Below are 17,917 nucleotides of genomic sequence, written 5' to 3' on the forward strand. Positions count from 1 at the left end.
GTCTTGCCATGATCGACGTGGCCGATCGTGCCAATGTTCACATGCGGCTTGGTGCGCTCGAATTTACCTTTTGCCATAGTCTCTTTCCTTGGACGGCCTTGACCTTCAGTTCAGTCGAATGCGGGGCGATTAGCGACAACGGCCGAAAAACACAAGTGCCTTGTGGCTGAGCGGATTCCCGCTCGACCCGAACCAATGGTCGATTTCAGTGGCATATGGCGCGGATATAGGGGCGCCGCGCGTAAAATCAAAGGCTCCGGGCTGGCCCATTGCCGCCGCCGCGCCGCTCTGATCTTGTTCGCCGGATGCAGTTCATTCCATCCAATATCCGCGGTCCGCTGTTCATGACCGTCTCGACGGGGTCCTACCTCGTCAACGACACGATGATGAAGCTCGCGACCGCCGGACTGCCGCCCTATGAAGTGCTCCTTCTGCGCGGCGCGGCCGCCACGCTGTGGGGCGTGCCGCTGCTTCTGATGCTTGGCTACGCAAGGCAGATCCCGCTGCTCTTCGAGCGCAAGGTGCTGCGCCGCAACCTGTTCGAGCTTTTGGCGATCCTCTGCTATGTCGTCGCCTTGGCCAACATGCAGATCGCGGATTCCACCGCGCTCGGGCAGGTCACGCCGCTCATCGTGCTGGTCGGCTCCTCGATGCTGTTCGGCGAAAAGATCGGCGCCACGCGCATGGCGCTGATCGGCCTTGGCTTTGTCGGAGCGCTCATGGTGGCCCAGCCGACCATGCAAGGCATTTCGGTCTATGCGCTGCTCGCGCTCGGCAACGCCGCCTTCGCGGCGGTGCGCGACCTTGCCGGGCGCAAGGTGGGCGCCGAGGTGCCGGGCATGATCGTCGCCATCTCGGCTGTCGTGGTGGTGCTGGTCGGCTCAGGCGCGGCGCATGTCGTCTCCGAGCAATGGGTGATGCCGGAAGGACATCATCTGCTGCTGATCGCCGGCGCCGGCCTGTTCCTGATCTTCGGCCATTTCTTCATCTTCATGGCCTACCGGGTCGGACCGACAAGCGCGGTCGCACCCTTCTATTACTGCTTTACCGTCTGGGCGGTTATTTCGGGACTGCTGGTGTTCGGCCAGTTTCCCAACGCGCTCGCCGTCTGCGGCATCCTGCTGGTGATGGCCAGCGGCCTCGCCATCGTCTCGCTCGACGAAAGAAAACGCCGGCTGGCGATGGTCGCCTGACGACACGAGTCCAACCAAGGTCGATCCGGAATGGGTCGACCTTCAGCAGCCGATCAAATGCGGCTTTGCTTGCCTCTACAGCGTGCGCTTGCCGGAAATCTGGTGATAGGCCCACAGCACGACGACCGAGCCGATGACGGCCACGATCAGGCTCCAGATGTTGAGGCCGGTGACGCCCGACGCGCCGAACGCGCTGAAGATAACGCCGCCGACAACGGCGCCGACGATGCCGAGCACGATATCCATGATCATGCCCTGACCGGTCTTGTTGACGATCTTGCTGCCGATGAAGCCAGCAACGATGCCCAGAATGATCCAGCTGATAATGCCCATAATTTCCCTCCAAATTTCCCCGCCGCGCCATCATGGTCATATGATTGTCAAAAGCTCAAGACAGCTTGAAATTCCGTCCGTTTGCGCCATTGTGGGGCCGGGCGGACTTGGCTGGACAAGGAGATCCACTATGGGCCTTTTCGACAATGCCGTTCCGGGCGGCAATATCACCAAACCCCTGATGATCGCGCTCGGCGCGCTTTTGGTCGGCAAGATGCTGAGCGGCAGAAGCGAAGAGGCGGCCACGCCGCAAGCGCCGGCGCCGACGCCCGCGGGAACCGACGCGTCCGCCGATGGCGGCCTGCTCGGCGGTCTCGGCGGCCTGCTCGACAAGCTGAAGAATGCCGGCCATGGCAACGTCGCCGATTCATGGGTCGGCACCGGCCAGAACCAGTCGATCAACCCGGGCGATCTCGGCTCGGCGCTCGGCCCGGCGGTGATCCGCGAAATCGCGCAGCGCACCGGTATGAACGAGCAGGAACTGCTGCAGCAGCTCTCCACGGCGCTGCCCGGCATCGTCGACAAGCTGACGCCGAACGGCCAGGTGCCGCAGAACCATCAGGTCGCCTCGGCCTTCAACAGCTAAACGGCTGGATGAGATGGAAACGCTGCGTGCCACGGCGCGCGGCGTTTTCTTTGGGGGATGCGAGGAGGAAATCTGGAGCGGGTAGCGGGCTTATTTGGAGCGGGAAATGGGCTCCATCCCTTCATGTGCCTTAAGGAAAATCAAGCACTTAGATTGAAATTCAGAAATTTCGAGACGCGCTTTGTATCACGCAATGTATCACATTGATAGCGAGCCGATGCGTGACTGGTCAAAGGATTCCCCACCGAGAAGAATAGGTCAAGCGCCAATCCTAGACCAATGTCCAACTGGCCATCGTGTATTGCCCATCGGCTGCACGCTCGGCAACGGGAGATGAGGCCAGACTGCGATCATGGGTATCGCGCTCACAGCACCGGAGTTTAAGCGGCAGGTCGCGCAGGGATATCTTTCCGGCGGGACACTGTGCGGACTGTCCAAGCGCCACGACATCCAACGCCCAGCTAATCCGGGTCTGGGTTTGCAAATACCGCAGTTTCACTGAAAGATCCGTTCTGAAGGATGCATCGGCGACCGTTGAAACGACGTCTGTAGCCGAAAACAGCGGTGCCGGGTCAATGGCAATGCTGCGCTTATGGCAGCCTCCTTACGCAACCGTGAATGAGAAAGTCCCAGCGATCGGCCAGGGACGCAGCTTGTAAAATTATTCACTACCGATTGAGAATTGAGACACGGTAAATAAGGTCATTCCTCTGCGTTCCCAAACGGGATCAGGACCAAAGGCGCTTCTGTCAACGCAACTAGCTTCACGCCGTTCAACGGGCGGACGGTCGCGCGATGGGCCGGGTCGAATATCAACCTCACCTCGTCCTGATACCCATCTTCGAGGCCGCTGACCAAAGCAAGGATAAAGTCATTGCCGCGTTCCTTGGCGCGCTCGTATTCGGCATTGGACATCTCGATCGAACTCTGTGGCGCGCGACCGGTCGCTTTCATTTCGACGAAAGTCTTCCAGTCGATCGCGCCATCGGCACCTACGCCATGCCGGCTGCGGAAATCTACCAGCAGTTCCTCCGCCGAGGTCTCCAACGCCTGCGTTAGCAACTCCCAGCCGCGTTGTTCCAGATCGCGATCGGTATAGGCCGCCGATGCCGTGCGCGATCCGGGATCGGACGGCTTTGTCGGAGGCGGCGTGTCGTGCAGCTTCGGCTTTGCCGGCGGTGGCGCCGGCTTCGGATTGCTGCCCGGCACCACCGTGGCGCCTAGAATGGGACCGACGCTGTTCTTAAGGGTTCGGGGCTTCAAGGCGGGGCTCTTCCCGCCGGGTGTGCTCACCGAAATTTTCTTTTTCGGGGTCGCGTTGATCTTGGCGGCGCGGTCTTCCATCGCCTCGGCGTGTTCCTCGTCCGATGCGAGGCGAATGGCTTCGGCCGCGGTATCGCGCGCCTCCTGCCAGGCCACCACCCATTCGGCCTCGATGCCGCGGCGCGAGGCATGCGGAAACAGCGACGCGATCGCGTGGCCACCGTATTCGCGCTTGGGCAGAGCCTCGTCCCAGACATGCAGTTCGAGCGGATCGCGCACGATCAACGCCTGAAGCTGGATCGGAATTTTCATCGCCGAGAATTCCTCGTCCCTCGCAAGAACCGCAATCGGACCGGCATGAACGAACAACGGAATCTCCCGCAGCGCGTCCCAACTGATCGCCATGCGCTGACGCACCTCTGGGTCGTTGCGCGCTAATTCATCGGAGAGGTGATCGACCGTCTGCCGGAAGTGCGCGCGTGTCCCATCGCCACGATCCCGGGCCGTGTCGCGATCATCCGCGACGACCAGGGCGGGCTCGCTCCGCGTTACGCCTGTGAAAACCATGAACGTCGCCAGCTCGCGAAGATCACATGGCGGCGTCCAGAATTTCTTGGCGGGCAGAGCCTTCGCCAATTGCGATCTAAGTTCGGAATCCTCGACCAGGAAAATAGGCCGCTCGGACTCCCAACGGTCGCCGCAGTACAGCGGCAGCGTTTTCATGCGTTCGCGGTGCCGCCGCTCCGCATTGGCCAGCAGCGGCTCCATGTAGCGATATACGTCGATCAGGCGTGACGTGACCCCCACGTCATACGCTTGCCCCGCCAGCGACTTCAAGAACGCAAGGCAGTCATCAAGCGTAGGCTCGCGCACATCCAAGGCCGACCAGAGGCTCGCAATGGCCGGTCCAGCCGGCACGAAGCGCGAGCGGTCATGAAAGATATCCTTGCCGCGCATAAGCTCGTTTGGCCTTCGCCAAACATTGCCGCCGACGTGGATAAGCCCCTGGTTCTCCGTGAAAGCCTTGCGCAAATCCTGGGCGGTCATGTCGCCGATGCGGGTGTTCCACACGACCGCGCGCGGCACGTATTTCGCGATATTGCGATAGATCGCCATGACCTGCGGGTCATCGACGGCCTCGACCCCATCGCGCGTCTCGCGCAGCAGTTTGACCAGATCGCTGACCCGCACCGAGGTGACCAACCCAAGCGTCGCCGCGAAGTCCGCAGTAAAATCCCCCAGATCGATGCCGACCGCGAAGGCCGTGCTGGCGTAGAGCGTTTGCGTCTCTTGAGTCTTCACCACGGCTTCGTTCGGCGTCACCAACTCGCCCTTGCCGATCGCCACCCACGGCGTCTCACGCAACTGGATCAGCCATTGCGCGGTGACAGGTGCCTTCGGATAAACATAGACACGCGCCTCGTGCTGCGAGGCCACCATCTTGCGATTGGCGTAAGACCGCTCCCAGGCGCGCGCCATGGCCTTGAACAAAGCGGGGCTTCTCTCGCGCAGGTCCTTCTTGGAGAACTTGGGGAATGCGGCCAGGACGCGATCGAGATCGGGACTGATCCAATCGGCCGGCACTTGCTCGGCCTGGGCCGCGCGAAGTTCCCGGTTCCGCGTGGTACCGCCCCAACGGACCAACCCGGTTTGCTTCAGTCGCGGCGCGTTCTCCACGCCAAGCAGGGCGAAGAACTTGCGCGGGCCTCTCGAGATGGTCCCGTCCGCGCGCTTACGCTGCGCGCGGGTGGCGCCCGTCTTCAGTTTCTCATCGTACCCGGCGGAGATCCATTGAATGCCCGGTATATTCTCGGCCGCCGTGGGCCAATTGGGGAAATCGCTGTCCAAGGTCTTGCAGAGATAGGCTTCCGTCGGACTCACCTTCTGCCGGTGCATCTTGCCACTCTTGTAGACGAAGCCGTCCACCATTAGCGCCGCGCCCACGGCATGGCCGAGCTCATCCGCGCGGCGGTCGCTCAGCTCATCGAAGCGGTTACGAAGCTCGCGCAAATCCGCGTCCTCGATCTCTAGCGGTGAAGCCGCGAATCGCTCGGCGAAGGCCGCGAGTTCGGTCGATGCATCGACACTTGTCCGGAACGCCGCGTGTTCATCCAGCCATCTAATAGCGACTTCGCCGTCCTTCTCGGTGCCGTACGCGGCATGCAGGCGATCGAGCAGGTTCCAGCGTAGGGAAAACAATGAAAACTCTCCGCCCAAAACGAGCGGCTTGGCCGTAGCGCCTTTGCGCTTGCACACCACCGCGCGGCCTTCATCAGTCAGCCAGAACGGCACATCGAATAGTTCCTCATCGGCGTGGATCTCCACCAACAAGCGCGCGGCTTTCACCCACCAACTTGGTCCCTTCGGTTGAAACAGCGACTGCTTGAAGCCCTCAAGCAACTCCGTGGTGCCAACAGTGGCGCAGACTCCGATTTGATCGAGCACCGTGCGCCACCTGCCGCCCTCATCACGAACATCCCGCGGCAGCGCCCGCGATCCCTCGGCCAGCGCCTCGATATCGGCGTCGGTCAGAAGATCGCTTAGGTAGGCGTATTCATAGGCGATGTTCGACAAGGCGACGGGCGCGCCGCCAATCAGGATCGCCGCATGCTCGCCAAGCCAATCGCGCACGGTTTCGAATGATTTCGCGAAGCCACCACGCAGCCAACGGTCCCCTTCGTTGCCGATATACTCGGCAGCGACCGGCACGAAGCGCCAGGCGTCTTTGGGCGTCGCCAGCATACGGCCATGCGCGATCTCGCCAAGTACATCGCCGCATCGCTCGATCAGCCAGTTGTTCCACGTGCTTTCGATCAAGGCCTCGCGCGTGGTGCTGGGATCGAATTGCGCGTCGAGCGAAAATGACAGGTCCACTGAGACGCGGGTCTTGAAGCCGATATAAAGACTTCCCGCGCCCGCAGCGCTTGGCACGGCGATGGAAATTCGCGTCACGTCGGGGCGCGCCTTGTGAGCTGGATGCAGATGACCGGGCACGGGCAAGGTCGCGCGCCACACGGTCCACGACGCCGCCGTGCTCTGGACCTCGCGTCTCGATAGCGCGGTGATGGAGGCGCGACCGCCAACCAGGGCCATGTCTTCCCACGCGCCGAAGGTCAGGGTGCGGCCTTCCATGGTTGCGCCGGTTAGATCACACCAGCGGAAACTCGAGACCCAGGTCAAGAAGATTAGGCCATCGTCCTCCCACTCCGCGAACCAGGCTTTCAGCCCCTCCTCGCTGAAATCCGGTTTCAGGCGCAGGACGATCATCGTGTCGGTCACGGGGTCGTAGAAGCCGGGCAGCGGTCCTTCCGCTGGCACAACTTGGACCGAAAGCTGATCCCCGGAAAAATGATACGGCGCCGAATGGATCGCGAGATTATCTGCGATGCGCTTGAGCGTCTTCAGGCCAATGCCAAACCGCCCGCGCTGATCGGTTTTGTTAGTCTTAGTCGTAACGAACGGCAGCGCCATGCCCAGCACGTGCTGGCAGGCAACCGGCTGGCCGTTATGCACGATCAATAGCTCGCGGCCGGCATCCATGTCGCGGAGGGCGAAGCGCACTTCCGCGGCGCGTAAATCATCCGCGTTTTGGATCACTTCCGTCAGCCCCTGAAACGGCTCGACGTTCAAATCCTCGGCGGCGGCGGCCGCGCCGCGCATCATCTTTTTCAAGGCACCGGGCGATGATGCCAAAGCACTCGCCAATCCCGTGACCACGGCATTGGCGAAATCGGGAGTGCGCGGATCGATCAGATCATCGACACCCGACTGATCGTCCCAGATCATCCGCGCGGCGCGAGCGCCCAAGTCGGCGTCACTATCGGCCGCAATCGGTGATGGAAGCACCGCGAATTCGTTCATAAAATAAAGAGCCTCCCGAGAATATGGACGTTCAAAGATTAGCACAAACAAAGGCCGCGAATGGGCGTTCCCACCAGCACCTTGCGGCCCTGGCAGCGGTGCTTCCTCCAAGCGCGATTCGACGTTCTTTTTTGTTTTCTCCTAAATGTCCCGGCCGAACGCGAACCTGAAACCCGCGACAGCGGTCCCACCAATCGCCGCCGCTACCAACGCCAGTCTTGAACGTGCGCTCGATTGCCCGTCGACCCAGACGAATTGTACGGAACGTGCCCTTCGCCCCCGCCAGAGCCATCTTTCCTAACATCTCAAAATCTCTGTCGCGAAAGACCACAAGCACGCACTCAGTGTAAAATCGGAATTCCACACTGAGAGCCCCTTCCCGATTGCCACGAGCATGGCCGTCTTTGGAGCGCCGGCTGTCAATCGGGGAGTGCAAATAGGCAACGAGCTGACATAGCTCTAATTAGCTACGCCGCTACGCTACGCGGTCGACTGGGTCACCTACTAGCTCTTGGGTTCGAAGCACGAGATGTCCGTCATCCACCATACCAGCGACCATCGACGAGCCGATGGCCTCATAGTCGCAACCCATCAGAAGAGCATGACGCGGACGGCTAACCGCGACGTAGAGCGAATTCCTGCCAACAGCGTCGGAGCCGTCGTATGCCGCCAAGTTCGGGATCACAACCACGTCGAATTCAAGCCCCTTTGCTTCTACCGGGGTCGTGAAATGAGTGTGAAACCGCATCGTCAGCTTTGAATGATCTGAGATCATCGGATTTCGGAAGTTCGCATCGAGATCGCCATGCATCAACGCGAACCAGCGATCAACATCCTGATCGTCGGCACAAATGACAGCTACGCTAGCGGTCTCCGGAAGCGCGACAATGCGATCGATCGCCATCCGGGCGAACTCCGCGGGATCCTCATACACGTCCAAAGGGGCATTGCAGGCGCCGACCATCTGACCACCATCCACCTCCGTTAGTGAACGGAAACAGGCTGACAGCGCTGCAAGCGGACCAGTCTGGCGCATGTTGCGGTCCAGAAGAACGGATGCATGGCGCATTGCAATTTGAGGGAACGCCCGCTGCACCTCTGCAAGACCGTCTCGATGGAGCCGTTGGCTGGCGTCCCCAGAGACTGTGACGAGCCAGTACTTTGGGAGGGCCTTGTAGCCCATCAGGAGGACCTGCAACTCGTTAAAATCCTGGTATTCGTCGATAAAGACGCCAACTCGTTCCGCAAATGTCCGCAGGTATGGGATAGCCCTGATGTCACGCTCGAATTGATCGCACGACAGTGCGTTCAGGCACAGCGCGCAGATAACATCGTCATCTGTAACCAGGTTCTGATTAAGGCGCTCGACTATCGGATCAACGACGTCCTTCGACGAGATGCCCACACTTAGGGCAAGTTCCTCGATCCGTGTGCGGTACGCAGGCTCGGTAAATATGCGGACATACAGCTCTTGTGGATTGAGAAGCCTGAACAGCCGCTGTTGAGCGTTCTCGACGGCTTCGCGGACAATTCGCCGCTCACTCGGTTCGAGACCGCCCGATTCATTTTCCCCAAGGCGTATTCGGCGGTCGATCTCGATCGCCACTTTGCGCAAAACGAACGTCCGAACGTCGAGATCCGGCGCCACTACCTCCAAGCTTCTGACCAAGCTTTGAAGCCGAAACCTCAGTGGTCCCTTGCCCCAGGTGTCCGTAATCAGTTGCTCCCAGCGCCGGTCCGATATTTTTTCAGCTCCGGGGACCGCTGGCTTTACGAGAGGCGCCGCGGCTATCTCCCTCATACCGTCTGCGACGTACGCTGCCGCTACGATATCTAGTATCTTCAGCCAGCGCACCGACTTCTGCTCCGGGTGGCAGGGTTCCGAAGACTTCTTGAACGGACGACCGTTGAATACGCGACGATGCGTGCGCTCGGCGTGCAGGAATTCCGCGAAATCTTGGATCTTCATCGCTCCGATGTCCAAGCTCTCGGCCGTCTGCTTCAGATACGAGACCAGACTCGGGCTCAGCACGAAGCCAATCATCCCGCTGGCGTCAAAGTCGGCGAAGTCACGTTCGTGCAACCCGTACTCAAGCAGATTCTCCAATGATCTGAAGTTCGCGAAGAACTTCAACCGACCAAGGGCGACCGACGTCTTGCCACTCCCCGCAATGCCATGAACAATCTGCAGACCTCTTACCGTTTGAATGCCGGCTTCTTGGTTGGCTGTTGTTTGTGTGAAGAACTGGCTGCCGAGCGAAACCTCCGCATCGTCACCAAAAAAGGCGTCTCGGCGGATATGCCAGAAAGGATCGGCTTGAGCATCTTCAGACACTTCGTCCGAAGGCAACAGATCCAACTCCGGCGTTGGCTGGGCTTGAACGACCCCGTCTTCCGAATGGCTACCAACCGACAAAGATTCATCGACTTCGGTTGAAGGATCGCCCGGGACAGGCTCGCCTCCGAACTCGTCGGTATCTGGCGTTCGGGCAGGACCCGGCAACGAGCGGACGAACGCCCGCAGATTGAACACCTCCTCGTCCGTGAGGCCCTCGCCAACCCTAAACAGGAGCCTCTTCGCGTCCGGATTTTCGCGAAGAAGATTGCTCATGCCGGTGATGTCGACAATTCCGGTAACGAGGATCGAGCGCTCTCCCTTCGGTACGCGAACCGAGATTTCATCTCCGATAGAACAAGACGCTATCTGGCTTCCGACAGGCGAATTGCGAGCTACAAGGCGGATTGGTCTGTCCGGGAAACCGGCATTGGCTTGTGAAACCCGATAATAAGTAGCGCCAGCGTAGTCTCCGTTTTCATCGTACTCGTCTGCGAACACGACACGTCCATACCCACGCTTTGCGACTTCCTCGAACGCCTTTGTCAAGCCATCGCTGATATTCACCAGCTCCACCTGCTCAATATTGCGAATGACTTCGGGCCGCGCGGATCGATAACCTTCACGTATTTTTTGTGACAAGCGCGCGCTGAGTTCGCCAAGAATGTCGAACTCATCTTTCGCCCGTTCAATTGTCTGCTGGCGCACCTAAAACCCTCCCACTTCGAATCGCCCTTCGAGTAGACTACCAAATCCTTACAGCAGAGGAGCAGCTAACTCGCTGCAAAGCCGGAAGCGCGGAAAGCGCGCTTGGCAAACCAGCAATCTATTGCTCCTTGGCCCGCCCACTCTGACGAACTGCTCTGAAATAGAATATGCAATAGCCGGAAGACAAAACCTGTCACCCTTCGATGAGGGTTAGTCCGTTCCTAAGGAAGCGAGGGAAAGTCTGCGCGCCGATAATTTCGCACCATCTCACGTAGAGCCAAGGGAGCGATCACCTCCACCTTGTCGCCCCACATGTACAGATGCCAGCACATCTCGAGATGACCGGCGGCATGGAAGCGAACCATCAGTGATCCGTCGGGCAGTTCTTCCAAGATTTGGCCCGGATGAAACAGGAAGCTTCGGGCATGGGAAGCCGCTTGCGGCGCAAATCGCCATACAACCTCATCGAATTCGCCGTCATTCTGAAAGGCCCCAAAGGCCCTGTCGGCGTGTCTATGGATGTCGAAACCGGGATCCCGCTCGAAAATTTCGCCGGTCAGCTGAGCAGCCTCGATCTTCTCGGCGAGATAGTGGCGGAAAGATCCGGCTGAGTCGGATTTTGGCTTGGCGACCAGATAGCGCCTGATGCCAATGAGCACGCCATAGGGCTCGACGACACGCTCTTTTGGCTCGGTCGACTGCCGGGATTGATAGACAATCCGCAGCCGTTCTGAGGCTTTCAGGGCGGTTGCAATCGTAGCGGCAATCGTCGGCTCGATGCGCGAAACCGGCCCCGGGCGCGCCGCAAGACCGAGTGCCTCGAGCAATGCGTCGTGATCGGTTTCCAGACGTGCCAGACGCTTGCGCGGAACAAGCGCGACAATTTTCTCACGCAACGATTTTAACTGTTCAGCCTCTGCACCCTGCGAAGTCCGTTCCAGAATCTCGACCGAAAGGTCCAGCGCGGCCAGTTCGTCAGGGGTAAGGGTAATGAGATCACGCAGCGCACCGCTCTCCAGGCGCCACCGCTTCCTACCTTCGTCGTCGAAGAAGACCTCCGTATCAGGAAACTGGATTTCCAGGGTGTGAAGAATGCGCTGCGCAGTTCGCTTGGAAACCTGAAGCTGATCGATCACATCGCCAAGCGTCACGCCTGACCATCGCGCAGCCACAAAAGTTGCGAGACCGATAAGCTCCTGTGCCTTTTCGAATGACATATCCGTCGCCGCCCCGGGGTGCCAACTATTGTCATGGCCATTGCTTACGGTTTTATTAGCTGTGGCATTGGGGTGTGGGCATGAAACTTGAAAGTGGAAAGATCCTGCTTTCCGCATCCGATCTGATGCGGTTCATGGGATGTCAGCACGCCACCGCGATGGACCTTCGCTATGCCAGGGGAGAGCCCCTGGTCCCGGCAGAGGATTCCGAGGATGCGCAGCTTCTTCAGAAGTATGGTGATCAGCACGAAGCGAATTATCTCGCCAAATTGCGGAATGATGGGCGATGGGTTCTGGCAATATCGCGGGACCTCGCATTGCCGGTTGCGGCAGAACTCACGCGGGAAAAGCTCTTCGAGGGTCCGGACACCATTTTTCAGGGGGCCTTCTTTGACGCGCCCTGGGGAGGCTGGTCGGACTTCCTCGTCAAGGTGGAGCGACCTTCCTTGCTAGGCCCGTTTTCCTACGAGGTTATTGACACCAAGCTCAAGCGCAAGCCCGATCCGAAGCACATCCTCCAGCTCGTCCTTTATTCCGATCTCCTGGCGCGGCTTCAGGGCACCGAACCCGAGCAGGCGCATCTTGAGCTTGGCACCGGCGAGCGTTTTTCATTTCGTCTGAATGAATACGCCCCGTACGCAAGGAATGCGCGCGGGCGGCTCGAAGGGTTCGTCGCCGATCCGCCGGACACCTCACCTGACCCGGTGAGGATGTGCAATCTCTGCCGGTGGCGGGAGCAGTGCAAAGCACATTGGGAGAAGACCGACAGCCTGGCGCTCGTGGCGGGTATCTCCAAATCCCAGCGGGATAAGCTGACGGCTGCGAGTGTGACCACGATGACTGCTCTCGGGCAGCTCGACAAACGCGTTTCGAAGTTTGCCGACGACACTCTTGCCAGATTGAAGATGCAGGCCCGCCTGCAAACGGATCGGCGTGCGGGTGGCCCGCCCGCTTTCGAGCTGAAGGCTTTTGATCCGCAGCGCGGACTGGCCCTGCTCCCCCGACCGGATCGAGCTGATCTTTTCTATGACATCGAGGGTGACCCTTTCTACGAAGGCGGCCTGGAATATCTTCACGGCCTCTGGTTTGAGGACGACGGCGTCGGTGCCTTCAAGGATTTCTGGGGCCACGACAGGGTAGAAGAAAAGTATGCTCTCCGCCAGCTGATGGCGTTCTTCGAGGCGCGGCTGCGCCAGCATCCCAACGCGCACATCTACCATTATGCAGACTATGAAGTCGCCGCACTGCGGCGGCTGACCAGCATTCATGGCATAGGTGAATCGCTGCTTGACCAGATGCTGCGGGAAGGCCGCTTCGTCGACCTCTATCGGGTGGTTTCCGGGGGGATCATTGTCTCGGAGCCGAGATACTCACTGAAAAACCTCGAAGTCTTCTACATGGAGGAGCGGACGGGAGAGGTGAAGACGGCGGGCGGCAGTGTCGTGGCCTACGAGGAATGGCGAGACAGCGGTGACCAACACATCCTCGACGAGATCCGTGACTACAACCGGATCGACTGTATCTCGACACAGAAGTTGCGGGATTGGCTCATTACTGCCGTGCGTCCGGCCGACATGCCATGGCGAGCTGACAAGGTCGTCGTCGACGAGAAGATCTTCGATTTTGAGAAAGTCAGTGTAGAACAGGCTTCGGCTGACGAGTTGCACAGTAGGCTAGCCCCCGTGCGGCAGCGGTTCGGCGACACGTTTGCCGATCTACTCTTTGACCTCAGCCATTTTCACCGGCGCGAACGGAAACCGGCCTGGTGGTCGGTTTTCGACAAGATGGGCCGGGAGCCAGAGAGGCTCGTTGATGATCTGGATTGCCTTGGCGCGCTGGAAGCCACGTCGCCCGCCAGAAGCGAAGGCAATCATTGGGTGCGCAGTTATTGTTTCCCGGAACAGGAAAGTAAGCTCCAGTCTGGAGACTGCCACGTCGAGTTGAATGGAGCTCCCGCACCTGTTTCTGCCGAGATCGATCTCGCCGAGAATACGGCCGAGGTTCTTTTTCCCAAGAAATGGTTCGATGGCGCCCCAGCGGCAACCTCGCTTGTTCCCCCGGGTCCGCTCAGAACCGAAGCCATCGAGAGGGCTGTGGAACGGGTGGTGGACTCCATTATTCGTGATGACAGGCGATATACAGCTGTCCTTGACCTGATGCACCGCGCAAAACCTCGCTTCCACGCCGGCAACCGGGCAGCAAGCATAATCAATCCGGAACGGGATCTTGTTCAGGAAGCTGTGACGGCCATCGCTGACATGGATGGAACCTTACTGGTGATCCAGGGGCCGCCAGGGACGGGCAAAACCTATGTCAGCTCGCGCGCCATCCTGGATCTGGTCGGGCGTGGCAAGCGCGTCGCGGTTGCTTCGAATAGCCACAAGGCAATTGAGAATCTTCTTTTTGCGGTCGCTGACAGGGCAGCCGAACTCAAGCGGCCGGTCAGCATCGCGAAGAAGAATGGCCATGGCGGCGATGAAGGCTATAACCGATCCATCTACGTGGCGACGAGCAACAATGACCGGCAGCTTTTCTCGGCTTCCGTGGTGGGCGGAACGGCCTGGCTCTTCGCCAGACCCGACTTCGAACAAACCTTCGACTATCTGTTTGTCGACGAAGCCGGCCAGGTTTCGCTTGCGAATCTCATCGCCATGAGCACCTGCGCGAAGAATATCGTTCTTGTGGGCGACCCGATGCAGCTGCCGCAACCCGTGCAAGGCGCACATCCGGGCGAGAGCGGTCTCTCATCGCTCGAATATCGGCTTGCGGGCCATAACACGGTTCCCCCAGACGCTGGCATTTTCCTGCCCGTCTCGCGCAGGATGCATCCCGATCTCTGCCAGTTCGTTTCCGAGATGGTTTATGATGGCAGGCTGAGATCGGACGATGGCGCAGCAAGGCAGGCCATTCTCGTCGAAGAACCCGCTTCGGGTGTTCGCCTGCGCGAAATCGTGCACTCCGGCAACAGGCAAACCTCTCCAGAAGAGATCGAAGCCATCAAGCGCGAGATGTCGCGTCTCTTGGGAAAGACATTTCGCGACCGCGACGGACGGCAACGGCCGATAACACTCGATGACCTCTTGATAGTGGCGCCCTACAACGCCCAGGTCAACGCGCTTAAAAGGGCTCTCCCTGCGGGCGCGCGCGTCGGAACCGTCGACAAGTTCCAGGGCCAGGGGGCGCCTGTCTGCCTGATCTCAATGACGAGCTCATCGTACGACGAAATTCCGCGCGGTGTTGATTTCCTGTTCAGCTTGAACCGGATCAATGTCGCGGTCTCGCGCGCGCAAGTCTTGGCGCTGGTTTTTGCGAGCCCGAAGCTCCTCGACATTCCCTGCAGCAACATTCGCGAAATGCGGCTTGTGAATACACTGTGCGCGTTGAGGCAATATGGCCGCGGTCAATGCGGGTGTCAGACGAAGACGGCTTCGCAAACGACATGACAGGAAATGGCACCCTTGCGCTCTATCTCCGGACATCGAAGGAAGGAGGAAGGACCGATGTTCACCCGCCATGCCGAAATTCGGTGCCAACAGAGAGGGATCAGGGCTGACGTCATCGACGCCATTCTGGCCTACGGATGCCGGCGCCGTCGCCATGGCGCAGATGTCTATTTCATGGACCACGAGGCGAAGGCACGCGCCAGAGCGGAACTGGGGTGCCAATACGCTATCTCGGCACCAAGATCAATCGCCTGAAAGGCTTCGCTCTGGAGCCGAGCCAATTCGAGCAGGGAATTCAAAAGCTGGAAACGGTGTTCCGCGACGACAGCCGCAATGGCCGGGAGGAACTGAACCAGTTCCTGGTACGGCTTCTCCAGGCAATCGAAAGCCGCCTGGCAACGCTGGGGACCCAACAGAATGAGCAGCTTGCCGCGCTTCGGAAGGAATCGAGCGATGGCCAGACAGCGCTGGAGACCGGCCTGAAGCAAAGCACCGATGCATTTTCGGACATGCACGCGAGGCGTCTCGGCGAGACAAACCAAGCAATGAGGGAACTGGCCGAGCGACTCGAAAAGGCGCACATCGAAGCTCGCAGGGATCAAAAAGACGGCCTGGAAGCCATCGCCACGCAAATCAAGTCGCTTACCGAGTCGAACGAGAAGAAGCAGGAGTCCATACGTGAGGCGCTCAACTCAAACCTGGAGCATTTACGGAAGGAGAATGAAGCAAAACTCGAGCAGATGCGCCTGACGGTTGACGAAAAGCTGCAAGGCACACTTGAGAGCCGTCTCGGCGAATCCTTCAAGATCGTTAGCGACCGACTGGAATTGGTCCACAAAGGCCTTGGCGAGATGCAGACTCTCGCAACGGGCGTTGGCGACCTCAAGCGGGTCCTCACCAACGTCAAATCCCGTGGCGGTTGGGGCGAGATGCAGCTGGAAATGGTCCTGCAGGATCTACTGACAGTCGACCAATATGCGAGGAATGTGCGCATCAACCCAGACCCCAACGAAGTTGTCGAGTTCGCAATTCGGCTTCCGGGTAGGAACGATGATGCTCCGCTCTATCTGCCGATCGATGCAAAGTTCCCGCAGGAAGACTATGAGCGGCTTCTAGCCGCCCAGGACGCGGGATCACCGGCCGATATAGAGGCTACCGGCTTGGGTCTAGAGCGTGCCATTCGCCTGCAGGCCAAAACGATTTCAGAGAAATACGTACACCCGCCGCACTCGACGGATTTCGCAATCATGTATCTTCCAACGGAAGGGCTTTTCGCGGAGGCCATTCGGCGCCCCGGTCTCGGTGGTGACATCCAGAGCAAATACCGTGTGGTTCTGACGGGTCCCACCACACTCGCGGCGCTACTGACGAGCCTGCAGATGGGATTTCGCACACTGGCGATCGAGAAGCGGTCGAGCGAAGTCTGGCAGGTGCTTGGCGCCGCCAAGGCTGAATTCCGCAAGTACGGCGAAGTCTGGAGCAAGCTCGGAAAACAGCTCGATACCGCCAAGCGAACGGTCGAGGATGCCGGCCGCCGCACCAGAGCGTTGGAGCGCAAGCTTCGCGATGTCGAGACGGTGGAACTGCCGGATTTCAACACGGAGCTTTCTGACAACGGGGAAGAAGAACAAGAGGGAGAACCGTTGGAAGAAACCGCCTGAGCATCGATTTCTTGGGCGAGATAGTCGGCTTCGCCGCCGAGTAGTTGATGGAGACGGACATGTCAGGGCATGAATTTCCGGGCGCTTTCGTCGCTCCACTCGCTACCCGTAACCGTTGGTGTCCCCTTCTCGTTGAGATAACTAGCTATCTTCTGGAAACGCCATCGCCCTTCTGGCATTCTCTAACGCCTCGGCAAACGCTGCCACGATCGCCTGTCGTTGATCGCTTCTCCAACTGCGCTCGTTGTCCCGCCACTTTTCGAAATGTTTGATCGATCAAATTGCTGCCCATCTATCGAGAGGGGTATAGGCTCCAAATCGATCAGCGTTAGGCCACTATCCTTGAGCATTTGCCACATGTGGTAATGTCTGCGCCACAGACGCACATGGCCAAAATTGACGTAGACAAATGCGCATCGCCGTTCCTGGCATAACTTGACCGCCTGCTCCAATTCACGACGTATCGCCACCGTACCGTGCGGACCCGGAGGGCTCCGGGCGTTTCTACTTCACCTACGCGGAAATGTTGCAGCCGCTCATCAACACTTTGCCAAACGCTTGCGAGGTCTGGTCTAACTTTGGAGGGCCACGCTGATCCAACAGTTGGTGTCGCGACTCCCTGCCTCCATAAATGAAGAAGGGCCTTTCGGCCCCCTTTCGTGTGTTATGTTGGCTGCCGACACAGGGGTGCCGAGTCGATTCGTCATAGGCATTTTCAAAGCTCCTGTTGGCATCTGACCTAATCACCGATGCAGCCGCCGCAACCATTGCAACAGAATATATGCCGATATTTTAATCGGAAGATGCTTTAGCCTCCGAGTTCCCCGACTGCGATGGCTTCCTCTTTCTGAAAGTGGCGGCTGTCTTTGCTACGCAACCAACCAAGGGTAGTGCTCGAGTCTTGTCGTAACCTAGCGCATACATTTTTTGGCCAACAAGATAGCCTGCCGTCACTGTCCCGTCATTGTGAGGGCCATAGTCGTTACCGAGCTTGGCCTTTATCAACGGATCTACGGCCTCGAGCGGTGGGCGGCCTTTGGCAGCAGCGTCTAGCATCTTCTCGACGTTTTCGGGATTGTTGATCACAACCTCCATTGCGCGATAAATGGGGTCGCCATGGGCGAGAGATTTGTCTTTTTGATACGGCATTCCAGTGGCTTTCAACATTTCGATAATTGCTTCTGCTTCCGGGCCACCTTTTCGCAGACAGTTCTTGTAAATCTGAGCCCTCTGCTCAAGCGTCATCGCTTTCAATTTGTCGACGGTGTACATGGTGATGCCCCTCAGACGAATGACTCATATTCTTTTGGATCAACC

The 17,917-nt window shown here is 59.0% G+C and carries 9 protein-coding genes and 1 pseudogene; 4 read left to right on the forward strand and 6 right to left on the reverse strand.

Going from position 1 to position 17,917, the window contains the following annotated elements; translation table 11 throughout:
• Positions 1 to 77: pseudogene (locus FJ424_RS24685) on the reverse strand (elongation factor Tu); the annotation flags it as partial.
• A gap of 228 nt (positions 78 to 305) precedes the next feature.
• On the opposite strand from FJ424_RS24685, the gene FJ424_RS24690 reads away from it, so the two are divergent.
• A complete protein-coding gene (locus FJ424_RS24690; RefSeq protein ID WP_140646974.1) occupies positions 306 to 1,193 on the forward strand; it encodes a DMT family transporter in 888 nt (295 codons plus the stop codon).
• A gap of 75 nt (positions 1,194 to 1,268) precedes the next feature.
• Here FJ424_RS24690 and FJ424_RS24695 read toward each other — a convergent pair whose 3' ends face one another.
• Positions 1,269 to 1,526 carry a GlsB/YeaQ/YmgE family stress response membrane protein gene (locus FJ424_RS24695; RefSeq protein ID WP_140657649.1) on the reverse strand — a complete coding sequence of 86 codons (258 nt, stop codon included), beginning with the start codon at positions 1,524 to 1,526 and terminating at the stop codon, positions 1,269 to 1,271.
• A 130-nt stretch (positions 1,527 to 1,656) separates the two neighbouring features.
• On the opposite strand from FJ424_RS24695, the gene FJ424_RS24700 reads away from it, so the two are divergent.
• Positions 1,657 to 2,112: a YidB family protein gene (locus FJ424_RS24700; RefSeq protein ID WP_140646973.1), complete on the forward strand. Its 456-nt coding sequence runs from the start codon at positions 1,657 to 1,659 to the stop codon at positions 2,110 to 2,112.
• A 702-nt stretch (positions 2,113 to 2,814) separates the two neighbouring features.
• Here the strand turns inward: FJ424_RS24700 and FJ424_RS24710 are convergent.
• From FJ424_RS24710 to FJ424_RS24720, 3 genes are all read right to left on the reverse strand, one after another.
• Positions 2,815 to 7,236, reverse strand: a complete 4,422-nt coding sequence (locus tag FJ424_RS24710; protein WP_140657647.1) for a DUF3883 domain-containing protein — start codon at positions 7,234 to 7,236, stop codon at positions 2,815 to 2,817.
• 475 nt (positions 7,237 to 7,711) lie between these two features.
• A complete protein-coding gene (locus FJ424_RS24715) occupies positions 7,712 to 10,279 on the reverse strand; it encodes an ATP-binding domain-containing protein (RefSeq protein WP_140657645.1) in 2,568 nt (855 codons plus the stop codon).
• 221 nt (positions 10,280 to 10,500) lie between these two features.
• Positions 10,501 to 11,496, reverse strand: coding sequence for a WYL domain-containing protein (locus FJ424_RS24720; protein WP_181182130.1), 996 nt, complete (start codon positions 11,494 to 11,496; stop codon positions 10,501 to 10,503).
• Positions 11,497 to 11,576: 80 nt separating this feature from the next.
• Between FJ424_RS24720 and FJ424_RS24725 the strand changes: the two genes are divergently transcribed.
• Both FJ424_RS24725 and rmuC read left to right on the forward strand, forming a co-directional pair.
• The gene (locus FJ424_RS24725; RefSeq protein WP_140657641.1) at positions 11,577 to 14,939 is read left to right on the forward strand and encodes a TM0106 family RecB-like putative nuclease; all 3,363 of its coding nucleotides are present in this window, start codon (positions 11,577 to 11,579) and stop codon (positions 14,937 to 14,939) included.
• A 215-nt stretch (positions 14,940 to 15,154) separates the two neighbouring features.
• Positions 15,155 to 16,600: a DNA recombination protein RmuC gene (rmuC, locus tag FJ424_RS24730; protein ID WP_210239439.1), complete on the forward strand. Its 1,446-nt coding sequence runs from the start codon at positions 15,155 to 15,157 to the stop codon at positions 16,598 to 16,600.
• A gap of 792 nt (positions 16,601 to 17,392) precedes the next feature.
• Here rmuC and FJ424_RS24735 read toward each other — a convergent pair.
• Entirely contained in the window at positions 17,393 to 17,872 is a 480-nt protein-coding gene (locus FJ424_RS24735) for a hypothetical protein (RefSeq protein ID WP_140657637.1), read from the reverse strand.
• Positions 17,873 to 17,917 lie beyond the last annotated feature (45 nt).

This window comes from Mesorhizobium sp. B3-1-8, from assembly GCF_006439495.1.
GTDB lineage: Bacteria > Pseudomonadota > Alphaproteobacteria > Rhizobiales > Rhizobiaceae > Mesorhizobium.